Below are 20560 nucleotides of genomic sequence, written 5' to 3'. Positions count from 1 at the left end.
GTGTCCGGCACCAGGGGCACAGGTTCGGACCGGGGGACATGATTGGTCCAGTTTAAATCACTACGGCTGACGGGGTTTAAATCCTTCGTCGATTCAACCGATTTATTGGTTGAAGACGGGCTGACAGGTGTTGTCGGCCCGAATGGCTGTGGCAAATCCAATCTTGTTGAAGCGCTGCGCTGGGTCATGGGGGAAACCTCGGCCAAGCAAATGCGTGGTTCGGACATGTCCGACGTCATCTTTGGCGGGACGTCGACACGTCCCGCCCGTAACGTGGCGGAAGTATCGGTTATCCTTGATAACAGCGAGCGCAAGGCGCCCGCGATGTTCAATGACTTTGAAATGCTTGAGGTCACCCGCCGGATCGAACGCAGCGGGGGATCGAATTATCGGGTCAATGGCAAGGATGTCCGTGCGCGTGATGTGCAATTGCTGTTTGCCGATGCCGCGACCGGTGCCCGGTCAAATGCCATGGTTTCCCAAGGTAAAATTGGTGCACTGATCGGGGCGAAACCGATCCAGCGTCGCCTGATCCTTGAAGAAGCCGCCGGCATTACCGGCCTTCATTCCCGTCGGCACGAAGCCGAACTTCGTTTGAAAAATGCCGAACAGAATATGGAACGTCTTGATGACGTTCTGGTCACCCTTGATGGTCAAATCGCATCCTTGCAAAAACAGGCCCGTCAGGCCGAACGATATCGCAAACTCAGCGAAAGCATCCGTGAAACCGAGGCCTTACTGTTCCATATCCGCTGGACCGATGCGGAAAAACGACAAGCCGATGCCCGTGAATTGCTTGTCGCGGGCGAAAGTGCGGTACGTGATCTGACATCATCGGTGACCGAGGCAACCACGGTTCAGGCCCATATTGCCGCCAGCCTGCCGGATCTTCGCAAAAAAGAAGCCGACGCTGCGGCGGCTTTGCAGCGCCTTTTGATCGAACGTGAAGGCCTTGATAAAGACAAGGCCCAGATCGAAACCCAGATGGGCCAGCTGCGCGGACGCATTCAACAGATTGATGCCGACCTTGCGCGTGAGGCCGAACTGGCAAGCGATGCACAGGGTGCGCTCGAAAAGCTGAAAAACGAACGCGAAGAACTCAGCGACGCGCAGGGGGGTGAGGATGATGAACTTGACCAAGCCCGTGAAACGGCTGCGGAAAAAGCCATCCGGGTTGAAGAACTTGAGGCTGCGGTCGATCTTCTGACCAACAAGGTCGCCGAAGAAGAAGCCCGCCTTAAATCCGTTCAACAGCGCCTGAGCGAATTAAACACCCGCCGCAACCGTTTGACTGAACGTCATGACGAAGCGGTCGCAAAGCTAGATGACATCCGGATCGAAGCTGATTTCTCCGAAGTGCTTGAAGAAGCAAGCATGCATCTTGAAGAATGCGAAGAACTTTGCGAACAGCGCAAAATGGCGGTTGAAGATGCTGAAATGCGTCTTGCCGAAATGCGCGATCGTGAAGACGGCCTGAAAACCGCAGAAAGCGATGCCCGCGATGCCCTGCGCGATGTTGAAAGCCGCAAGGCCCGCCTGATGGCGGAAGTCGAGGCGCTTGAAAGTCTGCTTAAGGGCGGTGACGACGACAAATACACCGCCGTGATTGAAAATATTTCGGTGCAAAGCGGTCTTGAGCTTGCGATGGCAGCCGCCCTTGGCGAAGACCTTGATGCACCAGATGCGACAGATGCCCCGATGCATTGGTCGGCAATTGATCCGGCATCCGATGACCCGGCATTGCCAGATGGTGTCACCGCACTTGCCAAATTTGTCGAAGCACCGGCTTTGTTAAACCGTCGCCTGTGGCAGATCGGCATTGTTGATGACGAAGCAACCGGCAACTGGCTTTCGAAAAACCTGAAAGCCGGGCAACGGTTGGTGTCGCGCGAAGGATCGCTTTGGCGCTGGGATGGTTATCGCATTCTGGCCGGTGCAGAATTGCCCGCAGCCGTTCGATTGCGTCAACGCAACCGGCTTGAAGAACTGCGCGGCGAAATCGAAGAAACCGACGCAGTGGTCGAAGCTGCCGCCGAGCGCGCCGAAATCGCCAGCGAAAATGTCGAACAGCTTGATGAGAAAATCGAGGAAGCAAGAACGGCTGAACAAGAAGCCCACCGTTCTGTGCGCGAAGCTGAAAACACCTTGTCACGCGCCCGCGAAGAAGTCGCCAATATCAAGCGCGATGCAAGTGCCATCGAAAGCCGTCTGCAAAACGCCGAAGAAGCTGAAAAACGCGCCAAGCAGGATCTGGACGAACTGATTGCCGAGCAGGAAGAACTTTCGGCCCTGCCCGAAGAAAGCAGTGAAGGCCTGATGGAAGTCAAGGCCGAGATGATCGAACAACGTGCGACCCTTGCCGATGCGCGTGCCGATCAGATGGAAGCACGTAGTCAGCTTGAACGTATGCAGCGCGATATGTCTGGCCGTCGCAAGCGCCTTGAATTCGTTGAAAACGAAATCGCCACCTGGAACGACCGTGCGTCCGGGGCCGGTGAACGTGTTTCCGAATTGCGCGAACGTCAGGAAGAAGCCCGGATGGAGATCGAGGAGCTTGAACTCAAGCCCGAAGAGATCGAAGAACGCCGGGCGATTTTATCAGACCGGATTGAACTTTCCGATCAGACCCGCAAAGAAGTCGCAGACGAATTGCAACGGGCCGAAAATGCCCAGCGCGAAGCGGATATGAACCTGAAAGAAGCGGAACAAAAACTGGCCGAAGCCCGCGAAGGGCGCGTGCGCTGCGAAGCATTGCTTGAACAGGCAGAACAGCATCGTCGTGATTTGATAGAACGCATTCGCGAACGCGTTAATTCAACGCCAGACAAGTTGGTTGAACTTGGCCAGATTGATCTGACCAAGGAATTGCCAAGCGAAGGCGACATTGATGCCCGTCTGCAACGCCAGTCACGCGAACGCGAAAATCTTGGTGCGGTCAACTTGCGTGCTGAAGTCGAATTGGCCGAAATGCAGGAACAAAAAGACACGATGGTGTCTGAGCGTGATGATTTGATTGCTGCCATTGAAAAACTGCGCAATGGCATCAATCAGCTCAACCGCGAAGCACGTGCCCGTTTGAAAACGGCCTTTGACGAAGTTGATAAACATTTCCAGCAATTGTTTGTCCGCCTGTTTGGCGGTGGCGGCGCGCATCTGATGTTGACCGATGCCGATGATCCGCTTGAAGCCGGGCTTGAAATCCTGGCATCCCCACCGGGCAAAAAGCTTCAACATCTGTCGCTTTTATCAGGTGGTGAGCAGGCATTGACCGCGGTTGCATTGCTGTTTGCAGTCTTCCTGACCAATCCGGCACCGATTTGCGTGCTCGATGAAGTCGACGCACCGCTTGACGATGCGAACGTAGACCGATTCTGTAAGCTACTGGAAGCCATTGGCCGTCATGCCAATACCCGCTTCCTTGTCATTACCCACCATCGTATGACCATGGCGCGGATGAACCGCCTGTTTGGTGTGACGATGGCCGAACGCGGTGTTTCGTCGCTGGTGTCGGTCGACCTGCATCAGGCAGAGGTATATTCCAAGAAAGAACAAACTGAACTCGATTTTACCGGTTAGGTTAATGTACGGGCAGGGCGCTAGATGTTACACCTCGTTGAAACTTAATGATGGTGAAGGTCTCTATGTCCCAGAAAGTGCGTGAGCTATATGAACAGTTTCCTTATCCGTTGCGCGATCCGCAGCAGGAAAAAGACCGTTTATTGATGCCGCCACTCGATACATTGTCTCGGGTTAATCATTATTGCTTTGGTGCCAGCCGCGACATTACGGCTGATTTCCGCGCCCTTGTTGCCGGCGGTGGTACCGGTGATTCCCTGATTTGGTTGGCAGAACAGCTGCGCGAAGTTGGCGGGCAGGTGACCTATCTTGAACCATCCGCTGCCAGCACCAAGGTTGCCCGTGCCCGTGCAGAGGCACGCGGTCTGACAAACATCACCTATGTGAATGCCACCATTGATGCATTTGCCAAATCCAGCCCGGATGGATTTGATTACATCAATTGCGCAGGTGTTTTGCATCATCTGGAAAACCCGGAAGAAGGTCTGCGTGATCTGGCATCGGTTCTGAAGCCCGATGGCGCGATGGGGGTGATGGTGTACGGCGAACATGGTCGTCTTGCGGTGACCGAATGGCGCAAAATGATTGAACCGCTTCTGGTGGGCAAAGATCTGGTCGAACAACTGGCAATGACCCGAAAGTTGCTGACCAACCTGCCGGAAGACAACATGCTGTTGAAGATGGGCGGCGGTCCGGGCTTTATCAAAGGCCTTTTGGAAAACGATCCTGAAATTGTTGATTTGCTGCTGCACCCTGTGGAGTGCGCCTATGATGTGCACGGGGTGTATGACTTTGCCGCATCGGCGGGACTTCATGTCGCAGCCTTTACCGGGTTCTTCGGGTTCGGTGGCACAGGCAAGGCGCATTACAATATCGAAAACATGGTGCGTGATGCCGGACTGGTGCGTGAAGTGTCCGCCATGCCGCTCCGCGATCAGCAGGCGTTTTGTGAACGCTTTAGCGGGGCGATGCCGCTTCATGCGTTCTATCTGACCCGCAACGATACCGGGCAGACATCGGAAATGCTTCCTGACGGGGAACTTGCGCCGTATTTCTTTGTGCCGCCCAACGAAACGTTCTTTGATGATCTGATTGCTTTGGCCGGACAGCCGGTCCTGATTGAAGATGGCAGTGGCAATGCGGTTGATCTTACCGGTGGACCTGATCTGGCACGCTTGTTAGCGATCTTTGATGGTAAAAACACGGTTGCTGATTTGGTCAGAATTTTGCGCGATGAGATTCTTGATAAACAGCCAATTGATATGAATTCAATCGCGATCAATACGCTTGGTGCGGTTTGGGCCCTGTTCCATAAATTCGACTGGATGTTGGCCGCACGTTCTGACGGATGGCAAAAAACCGATACCCAAAGAGTTTTAACAGTGCGCAAAGTTTAGGGTTGTGATTCCCCGCCTTGAATTCACGTGCGGGTGAATCGACCAAGGCTTATGCGTCGTTGTTGGTGTTCCGTCGCACTAATTGACTAAATCTGCGATCTAATTTGCCGAAATTGACTGATCTTATTGAATATAGACCGCTTTGTGATCTGGCGCGGTATTTGGCGGCAAACACATGAGAACTAAGGGAAACTGCCGGTTCTGGGTAGGTGGGGGCTGAATTTACCAGCATAAACGACTGCTACTATTGCCTAAGAACAAAAGTGTTTTCCATCACATTTTATCGGTTAAGTTATTGTAATAATTATGAATATTGTTATTTCGGCCTTCCCTGTTAGCTGGGGTTTTACAGCTTGACAGCCCATGGGGTGCTAAGTATGTTGCCCGCGCATTTCCTTGCGACGTTTGCAGGGCTGCCAAAGCGGGGTTCACGACAATGAGCGATGATAAAGATCGCGCTTCATTAGAAGAGCTTGAAACTAAGCTGACGGCAGTCGCACACAAGCGCGAAGAAAAGCACAGCCCGAACCGGGCAGCCCGCAAACCGTCCCAAGGGATGGCGTTAGGCATGAGAATTTCGGCGGAAATGGTCGCTGCACTTCTTGTTGGTCTGATAATTGGTTGGGCGCTTGATCGGGTGTTGGATACGACGCCATGGCTACTTGTCCTGTTCGTTGTTTTGGGAACGGGTGCAGGTGGTCTAAACGCTTATCGCGTTGCCAAAGGATACGACAGTGCTGTTGGTCTGGGGCGTGCGATGGGGAAGCGTAATCAAGGGGACAGGGATAACCCTGAACCTTAACAAGATTGAGCGAGGATTACGGTGGCTGGACCGCTAGAGCAGTTTAAAATCGAACCGTTGGTCGATCTTTCGGTAGCTGGTGTGGATATCTCCTTCACCAACTCCGCATTGTGGATGGTGATCGCCGCTGTTTTCGTAACCGGTTTCATGACGCTTTCGATGCGTCGTGGGTCATTGGTTCCGGGACGCTGGCAGGGTTCTGCTGAGGTGATGTATGAATTCGTCGCCAACATGCTTAAGGACAATGTCGGAAGCGAAGGGCGCAAATATTTCCCGTTCATCTTTACCCTGTTCATGTTTGTGCTGTTCGGTAACCTTCTGGGTATGATCCCGCACAGCTTTACGTTTACAAGTCATTTTGCTGTCAACTTCGCGTTGGCGCTGGTGATTTTCATCGGTGTGACCATTATCGGTTTCGTTCGCCACGGGACGCATTATTTCCGGATGTTCTTCCCGGAAGGTGCGCCGATCGCGACGGCACTTATTCTGATCCCGATTGAAATCATTTCTTACTTCTCTCGTCCGTTCAGCCTTGCTATGCGTTTGTTTGCCAACATGACTGTTGGACACATTATGCTTAAGGTTGTTGGCGGATTTGTCGGCCTGATCGGCATTCTGGGCGTACTTCCGTTTGCCTTGCTGACAGGGATTACAGTTCTGGAGTTCGGCATTGCTGCACTTCAGGCTTACGTCTTCACAATTCTCACCTGCATTTATCTCCATGATGCAATCCACATGCACTGATGTGTGTGGTCTGGTGTGATCTCTAGTTATTGCCTTTAAGAAATTCGAAAGGGTGAAGTTATGGAACTCGATGCTGCTAAGATGATTGGTGCTGGCCTGGCTGCTATTGGCATGATTGGTGCCGGTATTGGTGTGGGTAACATCTGGTCGAGCCTGATTGCGACTGTTGGCCGTAACCCGGCTGCCAAAGGCGACGTTGAACTGTATGGCTGGATCGGCTTTGCCGTTACCGAAGCTATTGCACTGTTCGCACTCGTCGTTGCGCTGATCGTTCTCTTCGTTTAATCGGCGCCTTTTGAGCGAATACTCGGCCCGGCGAGGTACGCCCTCGCCGGGGTCGCTGAATTCGGGAGTAGGCTATGCCGCAGTTTGACTTATCGTTGTTCTCCGAGCAGATTTTCTGGCTGTTCGCTGTTTTCGCCGTCTTGTACTTCTTGATGTCGAAATTGGCGTTGCCGAAAGTCGGTGAGGTTTTGGAACGGCGACAGAAAACCATCGAAGACAACCTTGGCAAGGCTCGGGCGTTGAAAGACGAAACCGATGCCGCCATCGCGAAATACGAGGCTGCTTTGGCAGAAGCTCGTAATGCTGCGCAGGCAGATATTCGCGAAGCTTCGGAAAAGGCTGCTGCAGAGCAGGCTAAAAAAACCGAAGCAATGGTCAAGAAATTGTCTAAAAAGACATCTGATGCCGAGAAGGCTATTGCGGATGCCAAAACGGATGCGATGACCGGTGTTGCAGATGCAGCATCAGAAATTGCCCGCGAAGCAACCGAAAAACTTATCGGTGTCAAGGTTCAGGCCAAAACTGCCGACAAGGCTGTTTCGGCGATTGTAGGAGAGTAAGAATATGGCAACCCAAGAGGTTACTTTCCTTACCGATCCATACACCTGGACCACGCTGTCCTTCCTATTGGTCGTTGGCGTTGGCGGTTTTAAAGCCGTCAAGGGTATCTCTGCTGCGCTTGATAAGCGTGCTCAGAAGATTTCCGACGATCTGGACGAAGCACAGCGTCTTCGCGAAGAAGCTCAGGAGCTTCTGGCCAACTATCAGGCCAAACAACGCGAAGCCTTGAAGGAAGCTGATGAGATCCGCGCGCATGCCAAGGCAGAAGCCGAACGTATGCTTGAAAGCGCCCAGGCTGAGCTCAAAGCGGCACTTAAACGCCGTGAACAGCAGGCTCTGGAACGTATCTCCAATCTGGAAAGCCAGGCGATTGCCGAAGTTCGTGCACATGTTGCCGAAATCGCTGCAAAAGCTACCATGGCGCTTGTGACCGAAAAGGTTGCTGGTGCCAAGGCTGACGAGTTGGTGAACGGCGCGATTGCGGAAATCAAAGGTCGCCTGAACTAAGATTTTCCGGTTTCCGGATTAAAAACCCCGCAGTATCGCTGCGGGGTTTTTTGTTTTCTGATGCTCGGTGAAGCTTGGGAATTAGGGGACCTTATCTTGGTCAACCCTCAGCGCGAAAAACGATCCCGGTCATGGGGCGCATCAAAATCAATCACCGGACCAAGTGGCACGACGCCAGACGGGTTCACGGATGGGTGGCTTTGGTAATAGTGTTTTTTGATGTGATCAAGATGGACGGTCTGTTTGACACCCGGATGCTGATAAAGCGCCTTGGTGTAATTCCAAAGGTTCGGATATTCATGGATCATCTGGCGATTGCATTTGAAATGCCCATGATAGACCGGGTCAAACCGAAGCAATGTCGGGAACAGCCGCCAGTCCGCTTCTGTAAGCGTGTCGCCCACAAGGTAGGGTTGCTTGTCCAGTCGGTCCTCAAGCCAGTCCAGCGTGTCAAAAAGGGCTGTAACGGCCTCTTCATAGGCAGATTGGCTGGTGGCGAAGCCTGATTTGTAAACACCGTTATTTATGTCGTTATAAACGCGGCTGTTAATCGCATCGATCTCGGCACGCAGATGTTCGGGATAGTAATCGCCAGCCTTGGCACCAAGTCCGTCAAATGCGTTATTGAGCATCCGAATGATTTCAGCGGATTCGTTACTTACGATCTGATTGGTCTTTTTGTCCCAAAGGACCGGCACAGTCACCCGCCCGGAATAATCGGGTTTCGCGGCCGAATAGACCTGATGCATGAAATCGTGACCATGAAGATGATCAAACAGGCCATCTTCCTTGGAAAATTTCCAACCGTGATCTTCCATATGCCAGTGCACGACTGACACCGTGATCATGTCTTCAAGCCCCTTAAGGGCGCGAAAGATCAATGTGCGGTGCGCCCATGGGCAGGCATAGGACACATAAAGATGATACCGCCCGGCTTCTGCCGGGAACTTGGCAGCGGGATCAGACGACAACCAATCGCGAAATGCAGAATCCTGACGCTTGAATTTGCCGTTGCTATTTTTGGCAAGCAGGGCTTCGGTTTGCCATGCGCCGTTTACCAATTGTCCCATCTTGGTCCTCCGCCTTGTCGTTCTGTATCGCGTTGATTACGTAAACCGCGAAATTTCAATGTTCTGTCCATTGTCGTCATTTCCGCATTGAAGACAATTCGGTCTTATGACATTTATTTGTTTCCATTGGCGCAACAGTAAAGTTGCGACGCGATCAGGAGTAGCATGATGTTGATCGGCAATCTGGACGGCATGACCGTTTTCGCCCGCGTTGTAGAAGAGCACAGTTTTTCCGGGGCCGCCCGTAAACTTGGCATGTCGAAATCCGCTGTCAGCAAACATGTTACCAAGCTTGAAGACAATCTTGGCATTCGGCTTTTGAACCGCACCACCCGACGTCTTAGCCTGACCGATGCGGGGTCAACTTTCTATCAGCATTGTGCGCGTGTGGTTGAAGAAATTGAAACCGCCGAACATGCCCTGACCGATTTGCGCGGTACACCACGCGGTACGCTTCGCATTTCAGCACCGCTTACCTTTGGGCAAATGTATTTGCCACAATTGGTCACTGAATTCATGGAGATGTATCCGGGCCTCCATGTCGATATTCATCTGGCAGATCATATGGTTGATCTGGTGGCTGACGGTATTGATATGGCAATCCGTATTACCCGGCTTAAGGATTCCAGCCTGATTGCGCGCAAGCTTGCCGATTTTACCGGGCATGTGGTTGCCGCACCGTCCTATCTTGCTGAATATGGGGAGCCGAAAACGCCACAGGAACTTGCCCAGCACAAGACGCTGGCCTACACCAATATCTCAAGTCCCAATATCTGGGATTTTGAAGGACCAGAAGGCCCGGTAACGGTGCGGGTTAATCCGGTGATGTCGTGTAATAACGGTGAATTCACCTCTATCGCGGCAATCCGTGGGCTTGGCATTGCCCGCGAACCGGAATTCATCGTGGCCGAGGCCCTAAGCGAAGGGCGTCTGGTACGTATCCTCAAAGATTACGACCCCCTTAATAATGGCGGGATTTACGCGGTCTATCCCGAACGCCGCCATTTGCCCAGCAAGGTGCGGGTATTCATCGATTTTCTGGTTGAAAAGTTCCGGGGTGGTTTGTGTTCCTTCCATGCGGAAGCGTGTAAGGAATACAAAGAAGGTCGCGGTCGTCAGCGCCCGGCACCATAGTTCACGCCAATCACAACATCAGCTATTTGCTTTCGACCCGCCAGCCCAGCAAACAGATCGCCCCGATCAAAAGGGCGATGAACGGCAGCGGCAGCAAATTCGTGATGCCGCCAATGATGGTTTTGTAGCTGTCGGTCTGGATGAAACCGGCCCAGTTGCTGCCGTGCCAAACCCGGCTATCGGGCACATGACGGAAATCAGGCAATCCATTTTCTATGCGGCCGATATAGCCGCCATTTTCCGACACCAATCCGGCAAGTAGTTCCGGGGTTGAATTGGTGTTCTGTGTTTCAGCGGTCAGCACATCGCGATCCACATGAAGGGCCGTTTGTTGGCGATCATCTTGATCACGGACACTGACCCGGATCAGACCCTGTTCGGCGATTGGCACCACCGCCTGCCACGACTGATCGGGTAATTGTTCAAAGGGCGCGTTGATTTGTGCGCCGGTTTCCGGATTGATCGCGCTTGCAGATTTCGGCGGGGCGCCGATTTTTCGCCAGTTCAGGATCAAGCTTTGTCCATCAGGGCTCCGTGCGGTGTTGACCGTGTTTTCATCAAGGGCGGGTTCCTTCATCAGCCAGTGTGACAGACGCCGCAACAGTTCGGCAACCGGCCCGCCGCCATCATGACCGCGTTGCCACAGCCACATCTGATCGGAACTCAACATTGCAACCCGTCCTTCTTCAACGCGTTGTAATGTCAAAATCGGCATATCATCCACCCCGGTCAACAGGGTCATGGCATCCGGATCGGAAACCCTGGTTTCGATTTGACGATACCAGCGCCCCCATTTTGGTGGTGTGCTTGGAGATCCTGCAATGACTGCCGTGACCGGATGTAAACGCCCGGCAGGATTTACCCGCGGCACAAAGGGTTGTTCCACAATACGCCCGGTCGTCTTTGCCGGCATCAGATCATCAAGGGCTGTGCTAGATAGTCCCTCCGGTCCGATATATTCCGGACCGGCGACAACAAGTGCAGCCCCACCCCAGCGGACGTAATCGACAACCTTTTCCAGATAATGCGGCGGCAAGACCCCGCGCATTTGATAGCGATCAAAAATGATCAGGTCGAATTGACGCAGGCGCACTTCAAACAAATCCCGGATCGGAAACGGGATAAGGGCCAATTCATTGATCGGTGTGTCATCGCCTTTTTCCGGTGGTCTTAAAATGGTGAAATGCACCAGGTCAACACCGGGATCGGCGCGCAGCAAATTACGCCATGCCCGTTCACCCGGATGGGGTTCGCCTGATAACAACAATACCCGCAGGCGATCACGTACCCCGGTTGTCTCCAGAATAAGCCGGTTGTTGGTGCGATCAGTTTCTTCCGGGGCATCTTGCATCCGTAATTCTGCCAAAACCGATCCGGCATGTGGAACAGGAATGCTGACCCGTTGTTGTTCGTTCGCGGGGAGGAAGATTTCCTTTTCCGTGCCGTCTTCAAGCAACATCCGCACCGGCACAGGCGTTCCCGGTGCAAGATCCTGATCAACGGCCTCAATCATGAATTCGGCATCCTTGCCGACAATGCCGTAATCGGCACTTTGGCGGACCACAAGGCGACGGTCGCGATCATCTTCCGCCCCGCTGATCAGAACATGCAACGGTGCGCCAAGATCAAGGCGACCGGGAATGTCATGGACTTGCCCGTCCGTGATCATCATTACCCCGCCAAGCCGTTCGCGGGGAATACCGCCCAACAGACGGTCAAGGACAGCAAACATGCGTGTGTCGGATTCACCGGAAACTTCTTCAATCCGCACTTCGATCGATGGATCGTTTGCAAAGCGATCCTTGATCTCTGTAATCGCGGCATCCGTCTGATCCATGCGCCCGGCGATGCGTTGGCTGGCAGATCGATCCACCAGTACCAGAACGATATCGCTAAGCTTTTCGCTTTCGCGGTCGGTGAATTGCGGCGCCAAAAGCGCAAGAAGGACAAGCACCATCACTACCGCGCGCCAGACCGTGCCGCGCAGACGGAAAATGGTAAACAGAACGATCGCCGCCAGGCAGACAAATGCCAACCCTTGCAGAATGGTGATATCCAGAAGGGGCGATATCTGAAGATTTTGCCAGCCCTGATTCATCGACCCAACCTTTCAAGAATGGCGGGAAGGTGAACCTGATCGCCCTTATAACTTCCGGTTAAGGCATACATCACAAGATTGATGCCAAACCGTACAGCCATTTCGCGTTGGCGCGGGGCGATGTCTTCGGCCAGCAGCTCATCCCGTCCTTCGGGAAGTATCCATGCCGATGCCCAGTCATTACCGCCAAACAGGACCGATGCCACACCGTCAAGACGCTGATCGGGGCGGGCATCAAGCCATAAGGGTGCGGAAAACCGTCCATAGGCGTGATCAAGCAAATAGAAGCTGCGAAACAGGATATGGTCGCCCGGCGCACGGTCTAAAAGCGGAACTTCAAGACCGGCAAGCAGGCGGCGCAAACGGGCCGGCTGGACTTCGCGGTCGCGGCTATCGATCAAAATCATGCCGCCATTATTCAAATAGCGATTGAGCCGTTCGCGCGCACGTTCGGAAAACGGCTCCTGCCCATCAACCAGTGGCCAGTAGATCAATGGATAAAAACTAAGCTCGTCCGTTTCGGGATTTATCCCATCAACTGTATTTAAATCCGCAGCACTGCGACGGCGCAGAAATTCGGTCAGGCCGGTCATGCCTGCCTGACTAAGCCGGTCTACTGGCGCAACACCGGTTTTCAAATAGGCCAGACGTGGTGCCAGGGCGGCTTCCTGAATGGATGCGGCATGTGAAACCGTATTGGACCCAAGTAACATCATGCCTGCCAAACCGGTGATACCAAAGGCAATCAGGATGGAGGTAAATGCATTGCTGTGCCGGTTGCGTCGCAGGGTGACGTGATGAATGGCCAAAAGGATCAGCGCATCACATAGCAATAAGGCAAGTGCACCCAGCAGACAGAGTGCCGCCAAATCAATCTGACTTTGATCGGTAATTTTGCGCGTACTGATACCGGATGGCCAAACCATATCGTTGGCAATATTGTCCAGAGACGGTCCAAGATTAAGCGAAACAGCCTGACCGTTTTCACCATATATTCCCGGAGGATGACGGGGATTAGGCGTTGGAAGCGGGGCACGAACCGGAAGGATCAAGGCATCAGGTTGATGGGTTTGACCAAACCCGTCCAAAACCGTTTGGGGCGGCAGGCTTGAGCTCAGTTCCGCATCGTTGCGGTTGCTGGGGCTGGCAAGCGGCAGGATTTTTTGCCACAGCTCGACAAACAGGCCAGACATCGGAAGGTTTGACCAATCGGCCCATGGCGTGACATGGAACAGAACCACCCGCCCGGAATTGCGGGGGGCACTTGTGATCAGGGGGGTGCCATCGGTCAGGCGGGCCCAGGTTTTACTCAGGATATCTGGGTCCGGTTCGGCCAGCAATTGACGAGTTACCGTGATGTCTTGCGGGACTTCGATCCCGTAAAACGGGCTGCTGTCAGGAAAATCAAGCAAGCGTTTAGGTTTTTCCCATGACATCGAGCCACCAAAATCACGGTTCCCCAGCCGCAAGGTCACCGGCAGGAATTCATTGCCAATTTCGGTCGAGCTATCCCCGGCAAAGCGGACCAGCATGCCGCCTTCATTTACCCAACGTTCAAGCGCCTCATACTGGCTGCCAAGGCCGGAAACCGGACCGGCGGCAACCAGAATATCGACTTTCTTCTCCAGAAGCCTGCCCAATGGTTCGTAAGATATTTCGGCATAAGGGGAAAGTGCGCGATCAAGGAAGAAATACTGATCAGACAGAACACCCGGACTATCCCCGGAACTTACAATCACCCCAACGCTGCGCTGTTGCCAACGTGCGCCGGTCTGAAACACGGTGGCGGCATCTTCAATGCCCTCAATTCCGACGGCCTGAATGGCATTGGCGATATCACTGGGCAAAAAGATTGCGACTTCTGTCTGATCGGTATTGGCAGCAAGTTCGCCACTGTGACGCAAAAGAACGCTTCCCCGGTCACCGCGGGCCAAAAGATTGATTTCGCGTGGGGTTTCGCTGCGATTATGCGCGATGGTTGCCACCAGCCCTGTGCGCGAACGCATCAAAGAACGAATGGCAATCCGGTCAGACCGTGTTGGCGAAATGATCGTGATCGGTGCAATGTCCTGAAGGTCTGAGGCAATCGTTGCTTTGCCCGGACTGTCCATATTGTCCGTCAGCCACAAAATACTGCCAATCGTGTTGTTCATTTGCGGGTTTTCGGAAATCAGATCGGACAGGGCGGTATAATCCGAATTCCACGGGCGCGGTTGTAACCGATCAATCAGGCTGTCGGCATCATGGGACGAAATCGGCCCCACGATGTCTGGCAGTTTCCATGTGGATGCACCGGATGCTTCGGGCGCTGTTTGGGCAATATAGACCGTTTGAAGATCGAACCGGGCCTGATTGGCAATCTGTTGCAGGGCGGTTTTGTATTGCGCCCAGTTGGCCGCACTTTGCCAACCATTGTCGGCAATGATCAGAACCGCGCCATTGTTCTGGGCAAAATCATTGCGGTTCATGACCGGCCGGGCGGCGGCGATAATCAACAGGGTCAGGATGATACAGCGCAGTATGGTTTGCCAGATCGGGGCGCGCTGAATATCACGGCGTTGGCTTTTAAGGCCGCGCAAAAGGCGGGCGGCGGGAAAAATGACATTCTTCGGCGAACGTGGCGCAGACCGGATCAATAACCATACCACCGGCAAGATCATCAGACCTGCCAGCATGGCGGGATACAGAAATGTAATGGCTGACAGGCTCATGACATCTCCTGCTGGTTCTGGCTATGCAGGGTCGGGCGTCCGCGCCCGTTTGAACCACTTTGATTCTGGCGTTCGCTGAGATGTTGATAAAGCGCCAACAAGGTCGGGCTGGCACTGTCAGATGTGACATGTCGATCATACAGCCAATCGTTTTGACGCGCGGCATCTCGAACAACGGCACGCCATTTTTGTGCACGTTGCTTGAACCCGTCGGCAATGTCTTCAAACCGTTCACTTTTGAAGACCATTTGATCTTGGGTATCATACAGGTTGACGCGTCCGCGAAATGGCGGGGAAATCTCGGCCGGGTCAAGAATTTGAACCAGTGAACCATCGTTTTGATATTGGCCAAGCTGACGGATGGCATTTGCGGTTTTTTCGCCGTGATCGGCAAATTCAAGAAAATCCCCCAAAATCAAAACCGAATGTTTGCGACCGGGATGAATTCCCATGCCTTGCTGGGCGATGCTTTGTGGACTGGCCAACATCGCATGGGCAAGTTTTTCAAGATGTTCTGCCGATGTAATCCGGGTGCGCTCGCCATCAAACGTGCCGACCGTTTCACCATTACGGATCAAAAGATCGGCAAGGGCGATGGCAATGATCAGGGTCCGTTCGGCCTTTGATGAAATAGTGTCGGCGGATGACCAATACATCGACGGCGATAAAACCGGCCATATCCAGTAATTGTGACTGGCCTGCCATTCGGTCTGACGAATGAAAGTATGGTCCGAACGGCCTGAGCGCCGCCAGTCAATCTGATTGGTGGGATCACCGGGGACATAGGGGCGGAACTGCCAGAAATCGCTGCCCGGGCCAACCTTGCGGTTGCCATGAAGACCGCTCCGCAAACTGATTGCCGTTCTGCGGGATTCGTCGATCAATTGGGGCAGTCGTGCCGCAAGGGCGCGGGCGGCAGCGACATGATCATGAACGGCGGTCACTGCCAACTCCTAGCTCTCCTGAAGGTGGGCAAGCGCATCTGTAATCAGGCCTTTGGCGGTATAACCTTCTGCCCGTGCACCATAAGTCAGGCCAAAGCGGTGACGCAGGACCGGAACAGCCAGTTCTTCGATGTCTTCAATCGACGGAGCAAAGCGACCAAACAACATTGCCCGTGCCCGGCATGCCAATGACAATGCCTGTGCCGCACGTGTGCCGGGGCCCCACGCAACATTTTCGCGGATATCGGTCATGGATGTGCTTTCCGGGCGGCATTCGCGACACAGCGCGATGATGGTATCAAGCACACGATCCGGCATCGGCAGACGGCGCACGAAATCTTGTGCTTCGACCAGATCATCTGCCTGAAGAACCTGACGCGGGCGGTTGGGGTAACGGCCCGTTGTTTCGGTTACGATCCTGCGTTCTTCGTCGGCATTGGGATACCCAAGGCGGACTTCAAGCAAGAAACGATCAAGCTGTGCCTCGGGAAGGGGATAGGTGCCTTCCTGTTCCAACGGGTTTTGGGTGGCAAGCACATGGAACGGTTCAGGAAGCTTGTGGCTGTAACCCGCAACAGATACTTCACGTTCCTGCATGGCCTGCAACAATGCGGACTGTGTACGCGGGCTTGCGCGGTTGATCTCATCGGCCAGAAGCAACTGACAGAATACCGGGCCCTTGATGAACCGGAATGCCCGTTTGCCATCCGCACCGTCTTCGAGAACTTCAGAACCCAGAATATCAGCAGGCATCAGGTCCGGGGTGAACTGTACGCGTTTGTCCAAAAGACCAAGGACTTTGCCCAATGTGTGGGCCAGTAATGATTTACCAAGACCGGGTGCACCGACCATCAAGACATGACCGCCGGATAAAATTCCGATAAGTGTTTGCTCTACGGCATCATTCTGCCCAAATATAATGGATGAAACCATTTTGCGGGCTTCGGCCAGCCGGTTGACGCATTCGTCTAAACGAGCTGCGTCGCGTTCCAGACTGCTGTCTTGGGAAAAACCCATTTCTTCGGGGAAACGTGGCGCGTTTGTCATGATGCTAGACTTTGCTTCCTTTGTTGGGGCGCGGATGCTGGTCGATTGTAGAACGCAGATGGTCTCAGATAAAGCAATACGAGAAAACGTCTGGTTCGGGATCAACTGTACAGCATGACTGATAACCAAAAAACCATCGATCTTGCCGAAAATTTATGGACCCGCCTACGGGGTAAAATGCCCGGGAATGGGCGGCATCCGCAAATCTGCGGCGACATTCCTATGTCTATAGGTCGGGATGGAACATGGTTCTATCAAGGTGGTCCGATCGGCCGAATTGAGTTGGTGAAACTTTTTTCTTCCGTACTGCAGCGTGACGAAGAAGGAGGCCACTGGCTTGTCACCCCCGCCGAGATGGCCAGAATTGAAGTCGAAGACGTCGCTTTCATTGCGGTCGAGTTGATAAATGAAGGGCATGGCAAGGACCAGATCATCCGGTTTCGAACCAATATCGACCAATGGGTTGACCTGGACAAAGACCATTCGCTGCGTGTCGAACAGGATCCTGAAACAGATGAGCCGTCCCCTTATGTCGGGCTTGAACGCGGGCTCGAAGCGCGATTGAACAGGGCGGTTTTTTACCAGCTTGTTGAATTGGCGGATGAAATAAGTGACCCTGAAAGCAGTATGTTACGTATCGGTGTGTATAGTCATGGACAATTCTTTGAGATTGGCCGGATGGAGAACCCTGAATGAAGCCCGATGACATCATTGCGGCGTTAAAAGCACCACAGGGTGGTATCTTGCAGCGCCGGGGCGACCATGCAGTGGATTATCCCGGTTCGAAATCGCGTGCACGGGCCTTTGCCGAAGGTGAACTTGTCTCGCGCCCTGCTGCGGTTTTGGTGCCGCTGGTCAAGCGCGACGATGGGCTGCATGTGATTCTAACGCGCAGAACCGACCATCTGAGTGATCATGCCGGGCAGATCAGTTTTCCCGGTGGCCGTCAGGAAGAAGAAGACGCAACGCTTGAAGAAACCGCACTGCGTGAAACCGAAGAAGAAATCGGGCTGTCGCGCCGTCATATCAATCTGATCGGTCGAATTGACGATTACTACACCGTAACCGGCTATCAAGTGACGCCGATCATTGGATTGATCACACCGCCCTTTGATCTGGTACCAGATGATCATGAAGTGGCCGAGGTGTTTGAGGTGCCTTTGACCTTCATCCTTGATCCGAATAATCAAAAACTGCAATCGGTGACATTTGAAGGCACACGCAGACGTTATTTCGCAATTCCCTATCGGGAATATTACATCTGGGGTGCGACCGCCGGGATGCTTGTGAATTTCAGCGAAGTCATTCGTGTCAACGCACCAACCCTTCAACCTTAAACCAAGTGTTTGGGATATTGCCTTATGTTGCGACAAATTATCCAGATCGGCCTTCCTTTGATACTGCCCTTTGTGCTTTACGGGTTGTGGCTGAAATGGGCACGGGTCAAGGCCATCCGCGAAGGTCATGACGTCATCCCGCCCTGGAACAAGGGGCCGTGGTTATTGCTGTTTGGCGCCGGTGTTGCTTTAACCGCTGCGATCCTGATTTTTACCGCATTGGGGACTGGTGCGCCGCCTGATTCCATTTATCATGCGCCTGTATTGCGCGATGGCGTGGTTGAACCGGGCTATTTCGAACCGAAAAAGTAACAAAGCCCGCAAGCGTGATTACGAAACATCATTGAGCGGGTGCCAAGGCCTCAGATGACAGCACTGGAAGTAACCGGAAGATTGCGGCCATACGGGATTATGGTTGCCGATGATACGGCCCGCGTGTTTGACGCTATTGCGCAACATGGCGGGCAGGCACGTTTTGTCGGTGGGATGGTGCGCGATGCATTGCTTAAACGCGACTTGTTTGATGTCGATATCGCTTGTGATCTTGCCCCTGAGGAAACGGCGAAAGCTCTTGAAAAGGTCGGTATTCGCGTTATTCCGACCGGGATTAAGCACGGAACAATCACTGCCGTCACGGATGCCGGTGCATATGAAATCACCACCCTTCGGGTTGATGTCCTAAGCGATGGCCGCCATGCCGAAGTCGCCTTTACCGACAGTTGGCTTGAAGATGCCAAACGGCGCGATTTCACCTTTAACGCCATTTACTGTGATCTGGATGGGGCGGTCTATGACCCGTTCGATGGGGAGACCGACCTTCGCGAAGGCCGGGTGCGCTTCATCGGGGTGGCGGAAAACCGGATTGCCGAAGATTACCTGCGGATTTTACGGTTTTTCCGCTTTCAGGCATGGTTCGGGCGCCCGCCAATCGACCCGATCGGGGCAGAGGCCTGCCGCAAGGCGGCAAAAAGCCTTGTGGATATTTCGGCTGAACGCATCCGCGATGAAATGTTCAAATTACTCAGATCCCAAAGCCCCGCCAGTACGATTGGCAACATGATCGGGTTTGGCGTTTTGCCTGCAATCCTGCCGCAGCTTGTCCAGACCGATTGTCTGCGCATCATGCAATGGCTTGATAGCACGGCCTTGGCTGATCCCGCCATCCGACCGGATCCTTTGCGCCGTCTTGCGGCTTTGTTTGCGGTTGGCGAGTTGAACGATGATGCTGAAAATCAGGATGGAAAGCCTGCCTCGGCGGAACAACTTGCCCGTGGACTGCGTCTTTCGAACGACGAAACAGATCGCTTTGTCGCGATGATTTCCAATGCGCCGCTGATTGATCCCGAATTACCGATTGAGACGATCCATCGTGATTTGTACCGCATAGGGGCGGATGCATTTCGTGACGCCGTTTTGTTGGCATGGAGTATACGGGCGTCTGTGCCACCACGCTGTTCGCGTACCGAAAATGAACAATGGAAAAGCCTGTTGGCGATTGCGGCAGATTGGCAGCCCGTCACATTGCCAATACAGGGGCGCGATATTCTGAGTGCTGGTTTAGCACCGGCTGGACCGAAAATCGGTGTGATGTTAAAGCAGGCCGAAGAATACTGGCTTGATCACGGGTTCGCGCCAGACAAAAAAGATTTGATTGCATATCTTGCCAGCCAATCCTTGGCAGGCGAACAGGAGACGGAATGAGCGAAGGCAAAATCGGACATCGCATTTGCTGTTTTGGGGATAGCTTGGTCAACGGTGTTCGCGATGCGGATAAAGGCGGCTGGCCAATGCGGTTGGGGCGCAGGCTTCTTGACGATGCCAAACGCGAAACAACGATCTATAACCTTGGCATTCGCGCAGAAACCACCGAAGGACTTAAAGCCCGGTGGAAATTTGAGGCCGAGTTGCGCATGGTGCCTGATTTTCCGACTGTCCTGATGTTCAGTTTTGGCGTCAATGATGCCAACCATGCCGAAGACCGCGGTGAAGAAACCACCATGCGGGTATCCCCGGCGACATCGGCAGGAAATGCAGCAGAGATTATTGGCGAGGCCGCCAAGCTCGCACCGACCCTATGGATTGGTCCGCAGGCCGTAATTAATGGCAGCAAATCCAGTCAGGAAATCAACGAACGTCTTGAAGGGTTAAACCAGATTTATCTTGAGACGGCCCGTGGATTTGATGTGCCTTATCTCGATGTGCTGAACACGACCCTTCATGATGAAGCATGGCAACGGGCATTGCGCCGTGGGGATGGATATCACCCGGACAAAGTTGGTTATGACCGTATGGCAGAGCTGATTTGGCAATGGGATGGCTGGCAGAATGCACTCGGGCTTTAACAAAG

Annotated in this window: 18 protein-coding genes; 13 read left to right on the top strand and 5 right to left on the bottom strand. The window is 53.5% G+C overall.

What is annotated here, in order from left to right; translation table 11 throughout:
• Positions 1-42 precede the first annotated feature (42 nt).
• From smc to RIC05_RS12765, 7 genes are all read left to right on the top strand, one after another.
• Positions 43-3576: a chromosome segregation protein SMC gene (gene smc / locus RIC05_RS12795; RefSeq protein WP_350048389.1), complete on the top strand. Its 3534-nt coding sequence runs from the start codon at positions 43-45 to the stop codon at positions 3574-3576.
• Between the two features lie 65 nt (positions 3577-3641).
• Entirely contained in the window at positions 3642-4973 is a 1332-nt protein-coding gene (locus RIC05_RS12790) for a class I SAM-dependent methyltransferase (protein ID WP_350048391.1), read from the top strand.
• A gap of 436 nt (positions 4974-5409) precedes the next feature.
• A complete protein-coding gene (locus tag RIC05_RS12785; protein WP_350048393.1) occupies positions 5410-5775 on the top strand; it encodes an AtpZ/AtpI family protein in 366 nt (121 codons plus the stop codon).
• 21 nt (positions 5776-5796) lie between these two features.
• Positions 5797-6519 (top strand): F0F1 ATP synthase subunit A, encoded by a 723-nt coding sequence (locus RIC05_RS12780; RefSeq protein WP_350048395.1) that lies wholly within the window; start codon positions 5797-5799, stop codon positions 6517-6519.
• A 60-nt stretch (positions 6520-6579) separates the two neighbouring features.
• Positions 6580-6804, top strand: coding sequence for an ATP synthase subunit C family protein (locus RIC05_RS12775; RefSeq protein WP_033068123.1), 225 nt, complete (start codon positions 6580-6582; stop codon positions 6802-6804).
• Between the two features lie 74 nt (positions 6805-6878).
• Entirely contained in the window at positions 6879-7364 is a 486-nt protein-coding gene (locus RIC05_RS12770) for a F0F1 ATP synthase subunit B family protein (protein ID WP_350041401.1), read from the top strand.
• A gap of 4 nt (positions 7365-7368) precedes the next feature.
• The gene (locus RIC05_RS12765; protein WP_350041402.1) at positions 7369-7872 is read left to right on the top strand and encodes a F0F1 ATP synthase subunit B family protein; all 504 of its coding nucleotides are present in this window, start codon (positions 7369-7371) and stop codon (positions 7870-7872) included.
• A 107-nt stretch (positions 7873-7979) separates the two neighbouring features.
• Here RIC05_RS12765 and RIC05_RS12760 read toward each other — a convergent pair whose 3' ends face one another.
• A complete protein-coding gene (locus RIC05_RS12760) occupies positions 7980-8942 on the bottom strand; it encodes a glutathione S-transferase family protein (protein WP_350048397.1) in 963 nt (320 codons plus the stop codon).
• A 168-nt stretch (positions 8943-9110) separates the two neighbouring features.
• Between RIC05_RS12760 and RIC05_RS12755 the strand changes: the two genes are divergently transcribed.
• Positions 9111-10076, top strand: coding sequence for a LysR family transcriptional regulator (locus RIC05_RS12755; protein ID WP_350041404.1), 966 nt, complete (start codon positions 9111-9113; stop codon positions 10074-10076).
• Between the two features lie 22 nt (positions 10077-10098).
• On the opposite strand, the gene RIC05_RS12750 is transcribed toward RIC05_RS12755, so the two are convergent.
• The 4 genes from RIC05_RS12750 to RIC05_RS12735 are packed head-to-tail and all read right to left on the bottom strand — an operon-like array spanning position 10099 to position 16876.
• The gene (locus tag RIC05_RS12750; protein ID WP_350048399.1) at positions 10099-12174 is read right to left on the bottom strand and encodes a hypothetical protein; all 2076 of its coding nucleotides are present in this window, start codon (positions 12172-12174) and stop codon (positions 10099-10101) included.
• Positions 12171-14885 carry a DUF4159 domain-containing protein gene (locus RIC05_RS12745; RefSeq protein ID WP_350048401.1) on the bottom strand — a complete coding sequence of 905 codons (2715 nt, stop codon included), beginning with the start codon at positions 14883-14885 and terminating at the stop codon, positions 12171-12173. The genes RIC05_RS12750 and RIC05_RS12745 overlap by 4 nt, the downstream gene beginning before the upstream one ends.
• Positions 14882-15829 (bottom strand): DUF58 domain-containing protein, encoded by a 948-nt coding sequence (locus RIC05_RS12740; RefSeq protein WP_350048403.1) that lies wholly within the window; start codon positions 15827-15829, stop codon positions 14882-14884. The genes RIC05_RS12745 and RIC05_RS12740 overlap by 4 nt, the downstream gene beginning before the upstream one ends.
• Before the next feature lie 9 nt (positions 15830-15838).
• Positions 15839-16876 carry an AAA family ATPase gene (locus tag RIC05_RS12735; RefSeq protein WP_350048405.1) on the bottom strand — a complete coding sequence of 346 codons (1038 nt, stop codon included), beginning with the start codon at positions 16874-16876 and terminating at the stop codon, positions 15839-15841.
• Between the two features lie 114 nt (positions 16877-16990).
• On the opposite strand from RIC05_RS12735, the gene RIC05_RS12730 reads away from it, so the two are divergent.
• From RIC05_RS12730 to RIC05_RS12710, 5 genes are read left to right on the top strand one after another with little or no spacing between them, the layout of a single operon-like run.
• Complete coding sequence (locus RIC05_RS12730) at positions 16991-17572, top strand: DUF1285 domain-containing protein (RefSeq protein WP_350048407.1); 582 nt, start codon at positions 16991-16993, stop codon at positions 17570-17572.
• Positions 17569-18213, top strand: a complete 645-nt coding sequence (locus tag RIC05_RS12725; protein WP_350041410.1) for a CoA pyrophosphatase — start codon at positions 17569-17571, stop codon at positions 18211-18213. The genes RIC05_RS12730 and RIC05_RS12725 overlap by 4 nt, the downstream gene beginning before the upstream one ends.
• Before the next feature lie 24 nt (positions 18214-18237).
• The gene (locus RIC05_RS12720) at positions 18238-18525 is read left to right on the top strand and encodes a hypothetical protein (RefSeq protein WP_114097137.1); all 288 of its coding nucleotides are present in this window, start codon (positions 18238-18240) and stop codon (positions 18523-18525) included.
• Positions 18526-18579: 54 nt separating this feature from the next.
• Positions 18580-19914, top strand: a complete 1335-nt coding sequence (locus tag RIC05_RS12715) for a CCA tRNA nucleotidyltransferase (RefSeq protein ID WP_350048409.1) — start codon at positions 18580-18582, stop codon at positions 19912-19914.
• On the top strand, positions 19911-20555 hold the full coding sequence (locus RIC05_RS12710; protein WP_350041412.1) for a GDSL-type esterase/lipase family protein: 645 nt from the start codon (positions 19911-19913) through the stop codon (positions 20553-20555). The genes RIC05_RS12715 and RIC05_RS12710 overlap by 4 nt, the downstream gene beginning before the upstream one ends.
• The last annotated feature ends 5 nt before the right edge of the window (positions 20556-20560 follow it).

This window comes from Thalassospira sp. (assembly GCF_040218635.1).
Lineage (GTDB): Bacteria > Pseudomonadota > Alphaproteobacteria > Rhodospirillales > Thalassospiraceae > Thalassospira.
Note: the sequence above shows the minus strand (reverse complement) of the source record. Positions and strands in the feature narration are given on the sequence as shown.